Origin of the sequence: Streptococcus mitis (genome assembly GCF_005144795.1) — a bacterium.
Taxonomy (GTDB): Bacteria; Bacillota; Bacilli; order Lactobacillales; family Streptococcaceae; genus Streptococcus; species Streptococcus mitis_BB.
This window is the reverse complement of sequence record NZ_SWFJ01000007.1, coordinates 18,777-32,556: the sequence shown is the minus strand read 5'-3', so window position 1 is coordinate 32,556 and position 13,780 is coordinate 18,777. Positions and strand designations below refer to the sequence as shown.

Sequence of the window (13,780 nt, the reverse complement as noted above, 5' to 3'; positions counted from 1 at the left end):
CACCTATTTCAAAAATTTTTTCACTATTTTTTTTTGATTATATTTTATCAAATACATTAGTATTTTTCTCTTTAAAGATTGACTCTTTAAATATTTATTTTTCATCCAATTTGGATATTTAATTTTAACTTTTTTTAGATATTCATCTAATAAAGGAGATGTTTCATCTATTCTTAAGATATTTGCATATCCTCCGTATAAAATATGGTACCAGTTAAAATACTCTAACTCTTCTTTAAATTCTCCTGGATAATTTTCTGCATAGTATTCTTCAACACTACTTAACATAACCTCTATATCTCTTATTTTATTTATAGCAGTGCCACCACGCATAATAGATCCTTCTGTTAAATAATATTTGTATATGCTAAAATTAAAATATTTTGCTTTACTTACATTAGGCCATAGTCTTGCCATAAATTCAAAATCTTCATATAAATAGCCACTCTTAAAAGTTACTTTAGTTTTTCTTAAAAATTCCAAATCATATATATAATGCCAAACAGCATTTGGAAGAGTGAAAATTTTCTTTTCTTTATTAGGAATAAGTATAGTATTTTCTTGTATTCCCATACTTATAGTCTCTAGTTTACTATTCTCATACCCTAGTCGATAATCAAATATATTTACTTCTTCTAGTTTTTGATTAGCTATAAATTCTATTGCCCCTTCTTCTATCTCATCATCTACATCTACAAACCATAGATAATCTCCACTAGCTTCTTCTAGAACTACTCTTCTTACATGAGCTAAACCTGAATTGTTTTGTGTTATTACTCTTATTAAAGATATTTTTTCACTATACTCTTTTAATATTGTTTTACTATTATCTTTTGAACCGTCGTTTACTATTAACAATTCTAACTCTATATTTTCTTTTGCCTTCTCATACTCTTTGAGTATAGAATCTATACAACGGGATATATATTTTTCTCCGTTGTATACTGGTATGCCTATAGTTAATTTCATTCCTTTTCTCTCATTACTTCCTTTATAAATGTATATACTCTTTTAGAATTTTTAGAATCATATATTCTAAAAAATTTTTCAATTCTTTCTTTACATTTATCTTCCAAAATCCAATTATTATAATACTGTTTTTCAATTTCTATTATTAATTCATCTAGAGTGTCTATTGATTTTCCAAATCCATCTTTATAGTCATAGTAACCTTCTTCGTACTGACCCTCCCTAAATTTTTTATAATCAAATTGATAAAACAAAACTGGCTTTCTCATATAAGCAAAGTCCATAAATACACTAGAATAATCTGTAATTAAAAAAGCTGACTCTTTTAATAATTCTTGTATATCATATTTTTTCCAATCTGCCAATATTATATTTTTTGATGAGGTTTGGAATTCTTGTAGATTGTTTTGCATATTCCTATGCGGATAAAAAATTAAAGTTAAGTCATTTACTTCTAAAAAAGCTTTTAGGTCCTTATTCAATAAAAACTCATTCCATTTTTTAAAATATTCACTTTCTGTAAAAATACTGCCTTCATTAAAGTTAGTTCTAGCTTTAGTATTTAAGTTCAACCATTCTCTCCATGTAGGCATTACAAGAATTTGATTATTTTTTACAATGGTATTATGAAGGTTGTCAAATCTAGGAAAACCTAAATATTGTACATATCCACTAGGGTAACCAAACTTTTCCTTTATTTCTTTGTACTCTTGTTCTGCTCCACATATAAAGCCACGCATCTTTGTATTTTCATAATATAGCCATTTAGCATCAGAGACTGTAATTCCATGTTGTAAAAATACTTTATTGGTTTTTAATTCTAAATATACTTCCATAAAATTAAATACAGCTGCATTAGGGTTTCCTGCTTTTTGTGTACTTACATTTACTCCTGCACTTAGATAATAAATCCAATGTCTCAAAGACCAATACTGTATACATTCCCCTAACTCTTTGACTTTATGAGCATCAGGAGATTTCAAATCAATAACATATATTACATTTTCCTCTGGGTGATTTTTTCTAATATATTTAAACAACCAATATCCATTATCTCTAGCTTCTTTTTCACTTTCGCATATTAGTATTAGATTCTTATTCTTGCGTCTAAAGAATAGAGAAATAAGATAGGCTATAGGAAAAATAAATATAAGCGAAATAATATCTCTTATAGAAATTAATCTTAATTTTTCAAAAAAATTTCTACTCATCTTAGTATCTCCTCATAGATTTCCAACTTATTATTTTTTTTATTAGAGCAAAAAGCTGATTTTTGGAAAAATAATCCAAAGGCAAAACATCCAAGGCTAGACCATGTGGCAATTCTAAATCCTGCTGATAAGGTTTGATACAGGTCTTTTCCTTGTCACGAATGGTAATAAAAAGATTGCGGTCGACAAAATCCTTGTTACTCTTCGACAAGAAATAACGCTCATCTGCATAACGAGGCCATAATTCTGCTAATTTCTCATAATCTTTACGGGGCATAAAAAAGTCTAGGTCGTCATCCCAAGGAATAACCCCCTTATTTCGAAGGGCACCAATAGCACCTCCTCCACAAAGATAACAAAGCAAATCATGTTCCTTGTAAAAAGCCACAAAATATTCAGCCATCTCCAGACTTCGAGCCTGAATTGCTTTTAAATCAGTCATATTGTTCATTATTCTTTCTATCGTATCGTTCCATTATACCACAAATAAGGGATGAAAATCTATTGCAGAGTGTAAAAAATCAAAGCCTGAGTGCTGGATAAATAGCCTTCAAACTTTGATTTTTCTGTCTTATCTTATCTCATTCCCATTTGAGCGAGCTTGGTTTGATATTTATTTTGGTCTACTAAGAGTGCCTGTCCTCCATAGACATCATAGGCATCGACCCAATCACCTAGTTCTGGAACTGTTAATCTCTCAATGCCATTTTGCGCTCCATCTAGGAAGGATAAACCATTGGTCAATAAGAAACTATAGGGAACATTCGTAGAGGTCATGCCAAAGACCTTACCAAGTGCTTCTGATCCAGTAAAGAGTTTAGTTGGATCCTTGAGCTGTTGCAGAACAGCTGTCAGCACTTGCTGTTGTCTCTTGGTACGACCGTAATCACCTTCATCATCATCACGGAAGCGAGCATAATTTAGCAAGGTTGAACCGTTCATCTGCTGTTTTCCGACTTTAATAGTCTGGCTTGGAGACTCTGTTTCTGTAGCATGCAAGTCATCTCCCACCGTAGCTTCGGTTAAAGGTTGACCTTCTAAGGTTGAGAATTTGGCATCAATCGTCACCCCATCAGGGAAGAGAGTGTCAATAGCGGTTGCGAAGGCCTGAAAATCAACCAAGGCGTAGTACTTAATATCCAAGTCAAAATTATCTTTCAATACTTGGCGAACCATTTCTGCCCCTTTTTGGCCTTCTTGTTCCCCTAGTTCATATGCTACATTTAACTTGTTATCTGTTTGTTTCTTCCCGTTGACAATCTTACTATATCCATCTATATAAACCAAATTGTCACGCATAAAGCTGGCCAGCTTGATTTTTTTATCTGAGCCACCAACGTTTAGAACCATAATCGAGTCCGTTCTCGTCTCAGCACTGTTCTGGCCAATCCGTCCATCCGTCCCCATAATCAAAATATTAACTCCATCCTTGGTATCTTGACCATTAAAGACTTCTACTTGAGCTGCCTTAGCATTGGCAGGTCTGTTTGGATCAGCATTTGAATAGCCTTTTAGGAACATAAAAATCATGCCAAAACCTACACAGGCCAGAAGAGCAAGCAATCCTGCAAAAATGCGCCCCCAACGAATCTTGCGTTTTTTGGATGTAACCTTTGGAAGAGAATGACTTTTCTGGTATTTTTTTGCACGGCTACGATTACCATAGGATGGAAGAGGAGACTGATTGATTGGTTCCATGAAAGACTCTTCCATATCATGATTTTCACTATGAATTTCTGGTGAAGCTTCACTACCACTAGCCATATTTAACTTACCTTGCAAGTAAGCAAACTCTTTTTTCTCTCGCTCATTGAGGTAATGAATATTCTTAAAGAGATAGTCATAACGTAACTGCTCATGATGACTTAAGGGATTTTCTTTACTCATCTTCTCTCCTTTCCGTAGTCTGATATTGGATAAATAGGATAGGCGCCCAGTACTTTATACTGGATTCCAATCGCTTCTAATTCTTTTTGGGCAAAGTGGACCAAGTCCTTATCAGCATAGTCCACATCAATAATAAAAAAGTATTCTCCCAGTGCTGTCTTGAGTGGACGACTTTCAATTTTTGTCAGGTCAATTCCTCTCCAAGCAAAGGTCGATAGAGCCTTATAAAGTGCACCTGGAAGGTTGTCCGGCAAGGTCAAGGCCAAACTCATTTTCTCAGTTTGTGCTTGCAAGGGAATACTAGGCTTTTCAGCTCCCAAAACCCAGAAACGTGTGAAATTAGCTTCCATTTCCTGAATATCCTCGGCAATCAGTTCCAAACCATATTCTTCAGCAGAACTTCTAGGTGCAATGGCTGCATAAGGCTGGTCAGGATGTTCGGAAATAAAGCGGGCCGCATAAGCTGTACTAGCTGTTACCTCGATTTGGGCCTCTGGATATTGTTCATCGATAAATTTCTTTCCTTGAGCCAAGGCCTGTGGATGTGAAAAAATCTTTTCAATCTTAGTATGACCTGGAACCACCATCAACTGCTGATGAATAGGCTGAACAATTTCTGCCACTGCTTGGATGCGAGCCTGATGAAAAAGGTAGTCTAAGGTTTCATGAACACTACCCTCGATAGAGTTTTCAACTGGCACCACAGAATAGTCCACCAAGCCTTGTTCATAAGCCTTGATAACATCTGTAATATTGGCAAAGGCCTGCAATTCCTCATGAGGAAAAGCTGTCTGCACAACGTGGTGTGAAAATGATCCCTTGGGACCTAGATAAGCAATTTTCATCTCAGTTCCTCTATAATTTCCTCTGGGCTTAGCTTAGTCACATCCAAAACCCGACTAGCCACTTCCTCATACCAAGCCTGTCTTTCTTGGAAAATAGCAGCAAGTTCTTCCTTGCTATTCTTTAGAAAAAGCGGGCGCTGATTGTCATGATCAGCTGCTATGCGTTGGTAGAGGGTTTCAAAATCAGCTTTCAGATAGATGTTATCAGAATTGGTCTTTAGTAAGTCACGATTTCGCTGAGAAATAACCACTCCTCCACCAGTTGACACAACTTGATCTCTTTGTAGTAAATCAGCTAGGACTTCTGACTCTACCTGTCGAAAGAACTCTTCTCCCTTTTCAGCGAAAAATTCCGCAATGGACATACCTAAGCGATTCTCGATTAGGGCATCCATATCGAGGTAATTAGGGTCCAAGCCTCTTGCAATAGTCGATTTGCCAGCCCCCATAAATCCTAGTAATACCTTAGCCATGAATCAAGCTCTCCAAATCATCAAAGAAACTAGGATAGCTGGTATTGATAGCTTCAGCACGGTCAAGATCCACCTCTCCATCTGCAACCAAGAGGGCCGCGATAGCCGTCATCATGCCTATACGATGGTCTCCAAAAGTATTGACTCTAGCACCGTGAAGGGCTGATTTTCCTTTGATAACCATTCCATCTGCTGTAGGTGTGATATCCGCACCCATGCTATTTAAAGCGTCTGCCACAACCTGAATGCGGTCTGTTTCCTTGACCTTGAGTTCCTCAGCATCCTTGATAACTGTTACACCATGCGCTTGGGTAGCAAGAAGAGCAATAATGGGCAATTCATCAATCAAGCGTGGAATCAAAACTCCACCAATCTTTGTTCCTTTCAGGTCTGAAGACTCAACAGTTAAGGTAGCAGACTTAGCGACTGGATCGATTTCAGTTATTTCCAATTTTCCACCCATGGCGCGAATGACATCGATGATACCTGTACGTGTTTCGTTAATACCCACATTCTTCAGCACTACACGAGAATTTGGAACAATCAAACCTGCGACTAGCCAAAAGGCTGCACTGGAAATATCTCCTGGAACAATTACCTTTTGTCCAGTCAGTTTTTGTGGCCCTTGGACTGTGATTTTCTTACCATCCACACTTAAATGACCACCAAATTGTTGCAGCATATCTTCAGTATGATTACGAGTGCACTCTTTTTCGATAATTACAGACTCCCCCTGAGCCTGCAAGGCCGCAAAAATCAAGGCTGACTTAACTTGGGCAGAAGCAATTGGCAACTCATAATGAATAGGTTTTAGGTTTTTCGTCCCTTTTAAATGAAGGGGAGGCAGGTCTCGCTCAGCTTGACCTGAAATACTAACGCCCATTTTTTTCAGTGGAATAGTCACACGATCCATAGGACGTTTGGAAAGACTGTCATCTCCAAACATTTCTACTTCGAAGTCGGCCCCAGCAAGGACACCTGAAATCAGACGAATCGAGGTTCCAGAATTTCCCATATCAAGGGCATTTTGCGGAGCTTTTAAACCATCCATACCTACACCTTGAATGGTAATAACTCCATCTTTATCCTCAATATCAACACCAAGGTCACGAAAGACTTGCATGGTCGAAAGGACGTCTTCGCCTCTCAGAATATCATAAACCTTGGTCTCACCCTCAGCCAAACTTCCAAAAATAATGGAACGGTGACTGATAGATTTGTCACCTGGAACTCGGATACTGCCGTGTAAGTGGCTAATGTTTGTTTTTAGTTTCATACTGGACCTCATACTTGCAATACTTTTACCTATTTTATCATAAAAAGCCAGAAATTCCTTAAAAATTCCTGACTTTAGGATTGTTATTTTCTTATTTTAGCAATTCTGAAACTGGTTCGAAAACAATTTTTTCAATGTCAGAAAGGTAAATTGCCAATTGTTGTTGCTTGGTAAAGAATTCTGATAAGAGGCTATTCCCCTGAATCTGCTTGCCAAAGTTTTCCATTTTCGCTTGAAAGGAAGCATCTGGCATTTGACCTGTCTGCGCTAGTCTTTGAATTTCCTCTTGGAAAGCAACATATTCTGTAAAGATTTTGCTTGCCTCAGCATCTGCTGAAATCGCATCTTTAGCTGCTTTGACAGCCTTGTATTCTGGTAATTCGCGTAGACCGCGACTGAGTTCATTTGCACTATCGTAAATATTTGACATGATTTTCTCCTTATTTGATGACTACTGTATAGTCGGTATTTTCTGTTATGAGATGCTCGGCTCGTTCCAAGTCTTGAGCATTTTTAAATGAAATTTGTAGGATTCCGTGAATATCCTCACGGTTTTCCTCATTGATGTGAATATTGACCAAGGAAGTTCCACGTAGTAATTCCAAGATTCGTAAAATAACGTCTTCCTCATCGGGAACGTCGACATAGAGGTCATAAGAGCTATCCACACCACCACGCTTATGGATTTCCATGGCCTGACGTTGCTCACGCGCTTGGTTGAAAAAGTTCCAGATTTGCTCCTCATCTCCCTTGCTGATGGCCTGACCAACCTCGTCTAAGCGCGCCTTGAAATCCTCAATGCGATCTAGAATAGTCTCACGATTGGACAAGAGAATGGAGGTCCACATCCCCGGCTCGCTTTCCGCAATTCGTGTCATATCTCGAAAACCACCGGCCGCAAAGCGCCTTGCCATCTCATGTTCTTGGGCATAGACCGCGGTCTGTTCCATGAGACTGGAAGCCAGAATATGAGGAAAATGGCTAATCTGAGAAGTCACACGATCATGCTCCTTGGCATCAATCTCGATAAAACGAGCATGAAGACCTGAAAGCAGATCCTTCATTTCCGCAAGTGTGTCAGAACTTGTCAGGTTCGAAGGCGTAAAGATATAATAGGCATTTTCAAAAAGATTGACATCCGCAGAAGCAGCCCCTGTCTTGTGACTACCAGCCATGGGATGGGCTCCGACGAAGCGAACAGGTTTGCCAGCCAAATATTGCTCCGCCGCATCCACAATGGCTGACTTAGTCGAACCAGCATCTGAGATAATCACTCCTTCTTTCAAGTCCAAGTTAGCCAACTCCTTAATGAAAGCAATGGTCTGTTTGATTGGCAAACTGAGAATAATGATATCTGCCAAAGGAGCAAAACTGGCAAAATCATCCGTTGCACGGTCAATCATGCCTTCTTTCAAGGCGATATCTCTCGAAGCTTGACTGCGATTATAACCCAAAATTTCATAATCTGGATGATCGCGTTTGATGCCAAGGGCCATAGAGGCTCCAATCAATCCAAGACCTGCGATATAGACTGTTTTTGCCATAGGAACTCCTTAATAGTTCTTTGTATAGTCTCGATGTTTTGCCACTGCTTCTTTTAATTCCTCTAGATTGTCTGATGAGAATTTTTCAAGGATTTCTTGTGCCAGAACCGTTGCCACAACGGCTTCCATGACCACACCTGCTGCTGGAAGAGCAGTCGGATCACTTCTCTCCACAGTTGCCTTGTAGGGTTCATGGGTTTCGATATCCACACTCATAAGAGGCTTATAAAGAGTAGGAATGGGTTTCATGACTCCACGGACAACGATGGGTTGCCCATTGGTCATACCACCTTCAAAGCCACCCAGATTGTTGGTACGGCGGGTATAACCGTCTTCTTCAGACCAGAGAATTTCATCCATTACCTGGCTGCCTTTACGATAACCAGCTTCAAAGCCAATACCAAATTCCACCCCTTTAAAGGCATTGATAGAGACAACTGCTTGGGCAAGTCTGGCATCTAATTTTCTGTCCCATTGGACATAGGAACCAAGACCAACTGGAACACCTCCAACGACTGTCTCCACAACCCCACCGATGGTATCACCGTCACGCTTGATTTGGTCAATATAGTCCTTGATTTCCTGTTCCCGTTCTTGGTTGACAATAGAAACTTCAGATTGGGCAGCTCTTTGCTTAATCTCAGCGACTGTCAGATTTTCAGGAACATCGATTTCCTTGCCACCAAAGACTACGACATGGTTGGCAATCTCCATATCCAGCTCAGCCAAGAGGCGTTTAGCTACTGCCCCAACGGCCACCCGCATAGTTGTTTCACGAGCAGATGAGCGCTCCAAGGAATTTCTCAAATCGTCAAAACGGTACTTGATTCCACCTACCAAGTCGGCATGACCTGGACGTGGATGGGTGATTTTTCGTTTGCTTTTAAGGCGGTCTTCAATGTCCTCCGCAGACATGATATCCAGCCATTTCTGATGGTCCTTATTGACGACATCCATTGTAATAGGAGCCCCTGTCGTCTTCCCATGGCGAACGCCAGAAGTAAAGATAACTTGGTCGCTCTCAATCTTCATACGACCACCACGACCGTAGCCACCCTGACGGCGCTTAAGGTCCTCATTGATGTCCTCAGCTGTCAAAGGAAGTCCAGCTGGAATTCCTTCAATGATAGCCGTCAGACGGGGACCGTGTGATTCTCCTGCAGTTAAATATCTCATACACTCTCCTTATTTTACCAAGTAGTCTTTCATTTCTTCCAGAGAAACTGGGTGGATAGTCGCTGAACCAAACTCTGGCACCAAGACTAATTTCAAGGTGTTGCCACGGGCTTTTTTATCATGAGTCAAAGCCTGATAAAGTTTATCAACATCCCAGTTTTCATAGTCAACAGGTAGTCCAAATTTCTGACACATAGCTGTAATAGACTGGGTTATCCCTTCTGGCATAAGGCCTTTTTCCTCAGCAACCTTGGAAATCTGTACCATTCCCATGGCCACAGCTTCTCCATGCATGACTTTTCCATAACCGGCCGTTGCTTCAATGGCATGACCAATAGTGTGGCCAAAATTGAGGTAAAGGCGAACACCATTGTCCAACTCATCCTCAACCACCATCTTGCGCTTAACCTGGCAAGAATGTTCAATCAAGGTCTCTGCATATTCCAGTGTGCTCTCTACAGAACCATCTAGCTCCGTCAAAATTTTCCACAGTTCTGGATCCTCAATCAAGCCATACTTGATAACTTCACCCATCCCTTCAATCAACTCTCTCTTTCCAAGCGTTTCAAGAACAAGTGGATCAATCAGAACCCCATCTGGTTGGGCAAAGGTCCCTACCATATTTTTAGCAAATTGAGTATTAACACCTGTCTTTCCGCCGATAGATGAATCCACCTGAGCTGTCAAACTAGTCGGAATCTGCACAAAGTGAATTCCCCGCATATAGGTAGAGGCTACAAAACCAGCCAAGTCCCCAACGACACCACCACCGAGAGCCACGATTCCATCGCTACGAGTCAACCCCTGCTTAACTAAAAATTCATAGACTTTCTGAACAGTGGTTAAATTCTTTCTTTCTTCCCCTTCTAAAAAGTCAAAAACTGCTACCTGAAAACCAGCATCTTCTAGGCTGAGCTTGACCTTCTCTGCATAGAGAGAGGCTACATGGTTATCTGTCACAATGACTACCTTTTGTGGTTGCCAGAGTTCTCGCAACCATTGACCAGCCTGAGCCAGACAGCCTTTTTCAATCTGAATATCATAATGATGATGAGGAATATCGATTCTGATTTTCATAGGAGAGTCTCCTTTTCTTTATTGGTATTTTTCTTTTAAGGACTGCCAAATCTCTTCTGTCGGCATTTCCTTGCTTGTCCACAGTTGAAAAGCTTCTGCAGCTTGATAGAGCAACATTCCCAGACCATTGACAACTGGATTCCCCTGACTTCTGGCCCATTTCAAAAATGGTGTTTCAAAGGGTTGGTAAATGATATCTGCTACTAAAAGAGTTTCTGATAGGACAATGTTTTCAGGAACTGGAGATGATTGACCATCCATCCCTACACTTGTTGCATTGACCAGTAAATCCGACCCAGCAATCCTTGCTTGCAGTTCAGGAACATCTTCTAAAGCATACAAATCCACTTTAAAGCCTGTCTGCTCCTGTAACTTGTCTAGATAAGGTCTTGTTTTTTCCATAGAAACTGAACGAACAAAGACAGAAATCTGACTGACACCATCCAAAATAGCTTGTGCCAAGATAGACTTAGCCGCACCACCTGCACCCAGCAGGGTCATCTTCTTACCTGTAATTGTAAAAGAAGGCAAGCTCTTAAAAAATCCCTTGCCATCTGTATTATATCCAATTAAATTGCCATTCTCATTGACAACTGTATTAACTGCACCGATTAAGCGCGCCTCATCGCTCAATTCATCCAAATAAGGAATCACCTGCTCCTTATAAGGCATGGAAAGGTTGATGCCAAACATCTGGTAGCGACGAATATTGGCCACTGTTTCTGCCAAGTCACCCGCTTCAATCTCCCAAGCCACGTAAGCACCATTGGTAGCTGTCGCCTCAAAGGCACCATTGTGGATAAAGGGGGAAATAGAATGCTTAATAGGATTGGCAACAACGGCAGCTAAACGTGTATAGCCATCAAGCTTCATCCAAAATCTCCCTAATTTTTTTCATGTTAGCTAGAGAAATCTGACCTGGGGCACTTGCCTCATCTAGACTAGCAAAGGACCAGCTAGAACCTGTCACATCCGCAGTGATACGAGAGACCTTGCCCACCTTGCCCATAGAAATGGTTACATATTCCTGCTCAGGATTGAGGGTTTTAAAGCCTCGTGTATAGTTCATTAAGTCTAGCACATCCTGCTCCGTGTGAGCCATCACCGCAACCTTGACAAGTTTTGGATTTAGACTCGTCAACTCTGACAAGATTTCCATCATGTTTTCAGGTGTTTCTTGGAAATTGTGGTAACTCAAAATGAGATTCGGGAAGTCCAGCATTTCCTCAAAAACATCCTTATAGCTATAGTACTCAAAATCAATATAGTCTGGTTGATAGAGTTGCGCCACTTCCTTGATTAGATGGATATATTCTTCTGGAGAAAGGTCGATTTCTCCCCCTTCAGCGCGAGTTCGCAGCGTGAAAACCAACTCACGGCCTGCGAATTTTTCAAAAATAGCTGGAGCTACCTGCAAAATCGCTTCCTTAGGCAGATAGTCGGCACGCCATTCAATGATGTCGGCATCCAGGTACCTCGTGGCATCCAGAGCCTGGGCCTCCTCTAAACTTCTTGGCATTACTGAAACGATTAATTTCATTTACTAACCTTCATACTAATCACCTTGAGGTAATTACTACTTTCATCTTTTTTATTATAGGCGAAATCTGCTGGAAGACCGTATTTATTTAAAATCTGGTAACTTCTTCCTGCAAAGCCTTTATCAATTTGTTCTGTAAATTTCTGGCGGGATACATTGGCAGCATTGGTACTAGCAATGATAATCCCTTCCGGATTTAAAATCTCAAGACTCTGGGAAATCAACTTGTGATAATCCTTGGCCACAGAGAAAGTTTGTTTTTTGTTCCGAGCAAAGCTAGGCGGATCTAAGACAATCACATCGTAAGTCAAGCCTTTTCGCTTAGCATACTTGAAATACTCAAAGACATCCATGATTATGAAACGATGGTCGTCTGTGCTGATTCCATTTGCCTGAAAATGCGCTTGAGACAATTCTCGTGAACGTTTGGCTAAATCAACAGAAGTTGTCTGGCTTGCTCCCCCCATGGCCGCAGCTACTGAAAAAGCTGCTGTATAAGAAAACATATTGAGCAATGATTTACCCATAGCCAATCCATCAACTAAACTACCGCGAACTTCATGCTGGTCTAGGAAAATCCCTGTCATCAAGCCATCATTCATAAAGACTTGATAGAGGACACCATTTTCCAAAACAGTGAAAAATTCAGGTGCTTCTTGGCCATAAATATGGGCAGATTCATAGTTCAAACCCTTAAAGCGGATCTTCTCATATACTCCTAAAACCTCAGGAAAAACCTGTCTAAAGGCTTCTGAGATAACCTTGCGAATCTGATAAACATAAGAGTTATACCAAGAAAAGACAGCGTAGTCGCCATAAAGGTCCACTGTCAGACCGCCAAAGCCATCTCCCTCTTGGTTGAAGAGACGAAAGGCAGTTGTCAAATCATCTTGATAGTAGGCACTTCTCTTTTCTTTAGCTTGTCTAAACAGTGCTTCAAAGAACGCTTGATTGAAGATCACCTTGTCTGTGCTCACAAACCAGCCCAAGCCCTTGTTTTGCTGAGAAAGGTAGGCAGTCCCAAGAAAGGTTCCTTCCTGACTCTGCACTTCTACTTCCTGATCCTTAAGATTGACATTCTCAAGATCGCTGGCTTCTAGTAAAACCAAACCTTTGGCAAGCTTCTTTTCAACCCTTTTGCTGACTCTTATTCTATTCATAACTACCATTATATCAAATTTTTAGACAATTCTCAAAAAAGAAACTAGCCTTGCTTTGTTACTCTAGTTTTAAAAAATACTATACTTAATACTAATTAAAAATTAGAAAGTAAATATGTAAGAATCACAATAAAAGATGCTCTTCCGTCTTGGAGGAGCATTTCTTTTTATCAACGAAAATCAACGAGCAAACTAAGAAACTAGCCTCAGTTTAACTTTGAGATTATAGGTAGAGAGGTTGTATCAGCAATATGGGTCTGTCAAGTTTAGTAACAAAGATAGTAGAAGAAATATGAGAAGATAAATCAGCTTCAGCAGGTATCCAGAAAGTTTGATTTTATAGAAAAGCCTTTTGTTACAAACTCAATATACTATCAATAAATAATATTATAGAAGCAACAATAATTATAATTTCACCTATCTGCATCATTCTATTTTGAACTCTAAATATATGTTCTATCAAAAATACTTGAATCACACACATTATAGGAATGAAAGTTTTTGAAATTGAAAAATATCCAAATAAATAAACTATAAACAACAAAAATAGAACTATATTATATTTCTTATTCAAAACATTCCTCCCTATATATTTTTGATTACCAATCTTAATAATTTACAA

General features: G+C 39.6%; 14 protein-coding genes and 1 pseudogene. All 15 read right to left on the bottom strand.

The window, feature by feature from the left end; all coding sequences use genetic code 11:
- Window positions 1-3: 3 nt before the first annotated feature.
- The 15 genes and pseudogenes from FBF73_RS05835 to FBF73_RS10240 all read right to left on the bottom strand — a co-directional run bounded on the left by FBF73_RS05835 (window position 4) and on the right by FBF73_RS10240 (window position 13,774).
- On the bottom strand, window positions 4-969 hold the full coding sequence (locus FBF73_RS05835; protein WP_136937246.1) for a glycosyltransferase: 966 nt from the start codon (window positions 967-969) through the stop codon (window positions 4-6).
- Window positions 966-2,180: a CDP-glycerol glycerophosphotransferase family protein gene (locus tag FBF73_RS05830; RefSeq protein ID WP_136937245.1), complete on the bottom strand. Its 1,215-nt coding sequence runs from the start codon at window positions 2,178-2,180 to the stop codon at window positions 966-968. The genes FBF73_RS05835 and FBF73_RS05830 overlap by 4 nt, the downstream gene beginning before the upstream one ends.
- A gap of 22 nt (window positions 2,181-2,202) precedes the next feature.
- Window positions 2,203-2,631 (bottom strand): annotated as a pseudogene (locus FBF73_RS05825) (LicD family protein); the annotation flags it as partial.
- Window positions 2,632-2,756: 125 nt separating this feature from the next.
- Window positions 2,757-4,067 (bottom strand): LCP family protein, encoded by a 1,311-nt coding sequence (locus FBF73_RS05820; RefSeq protein WP_136937243.1) that lies wholly within the window; start codon window positions 4,065-4,067, stop codon window positions 2,757-2,759.
- The gene (gene pheA / locus FBF73_RS05815; RefSeq protein WP_136937242.1) at window positions 4,064-4,912 is read right to left on the bottom strand and encodes a prephenate dehydratase; all 849 of its coding nucleotides are present in this window, start codon (window positions 4,910-4,912) and stop codon (window positions 4,064-4,066) included. The genes FBF73_RS05820 and pheA overlap by 4 nt, the downstream gene beginning before the upstream one ends.
- Window positions 4,909-5,385 (bottom strand): shikimate kinase, encoded by a 477-nt coding sequence (locus FBF73_RS05810; RefSeq protein WP_136937241.1) that lies wholly within the window; start codon window positions 5,383-5,385, stop codon window positions 4,909-4,911. The genes pheA and FBF73_RS05810 overlap by 4 nt, the downstream gene beginning before the upstream one ends.
- Complete coding sequence (aroA, locus tag FBF73_RS05805) at window positions 5,378-6,661, bottom strand: 3-phosphoshikimate 1-carboxyvinyltransferase (RefSeq protein WP_136937240.1); 1,284 nt, start codon at window positions 6,659-6,661, stop codon at window positions 5,378-5,380. The genes FBF73_RS05810 and aroA overlap by 8 nt, the downstream gene beginning before the upstream one ends.
- Before the next feature lie 91 nt (window positions 6,662-6,752).
- Window positions 6,753-7,091 carry a YlbF/YmcA family competence regulator gene (locus tag FBF73_RS05800; protein WP_045611301.1) on the bottom strand — a complete coding sequence of 113 codons (339 nt, stop codon included), beginning with the start codon at window positions 7,089-7,091 and terminating at the stop codon, window positions 6,753-6,755.
- Window positions 7,092-7,101: 10 nt separating this feature from the next.
- On the bottom strand, window positions 7,102-8,205 hold the full coding sequence (locus FBF73_RS05795; protein ID WP_136937239.1) for a prephenate dehydrogenase: 1,104 nt from the start codon (window positions 8,203-8,205) through the stop codon (window positions 7,102-7,104).
- A 9-nt stretch (window positions 8,206-8,214) separates the two neighbouring features.
- Window positions 8,215-9,381, bottom strand: a complete 1,167-nt coding sequence (aroC, locus tag FBF73_RS05790) for a chorismate synthase (protein WP_136937238.1) — start codon at window positions 9,379-9,381, stop codon at window positions 8,215-8,217.
- Window positions 9,382-9,390: 9 nt separating this feature from the next.
- Window positions 9,391-10,458, bottom strand: a complete 1,068-nt coding sequence (gene aroB / locus FBF73_RS05785; RefSeq protein WP_136937237.1) for a 3-dehydroquinate synthase — start codon at window positions 10,456-10,458, stop codon at window positions 9,391-9,393.
- Between the two features lie 18 nt (window positions 10,459-10,476).
- Window positions 10,477-11,331: a shikimate dehydrogenase gene (locus FBF73_RS05780; RefSeq protein ID WP_136937236.1), complete on the bottom strand. Its 855-nt coding sequence runs from the start codon at window positions 11,329-11,331 to the stop codon at window positions 10,477-10,479.
- Window positions 11,321-11,998 (bottom strand): type I 3-dehydroquinate dehydratase, encoded by a 678-nt coding sequence (gene aroD, locus FBF73_RS05775; RefSeq protein ID WP_000767752.1) that lies wholly within the window; start codon window positions 11,996-11,998, stop codon window positions 11,321-11,323. Before aroD ends, FBF73_RS05780 begins: the two co-directional genes overlap by 11 nt.
- Window positions 11,995-13,158 (bottom strand): class I SAM-dependent rRNA methyltransferase, encoded by a 1,164-nt coding sequence (locus tag FBF73_RS05770; RefSeq protein WP_169435182.1) that lies wholly within the window; start codon window positions 13,156-13,158, stop codon window positions 11,995-11,997. The genes aroD and FBF73_RS05770 overlap by 4 nt, the downstream gene beginning before the upstream one ends.
- Before the next feature lie 355 nt (window positions 13,159-13,513).
- On the bottom strand, window positions 13,514-13,774 hold the full coding sequence (locus FBF73_RS10240) for a hypothetical protein (RefSeq protein WP_136937287.1): 261 nt from the start codon (window positions 13,772-13,774) through the stop codon (window positions 13,514-13,516).
- Window positions 13,775-13,780: the final 6 nt, after the last annotated feature.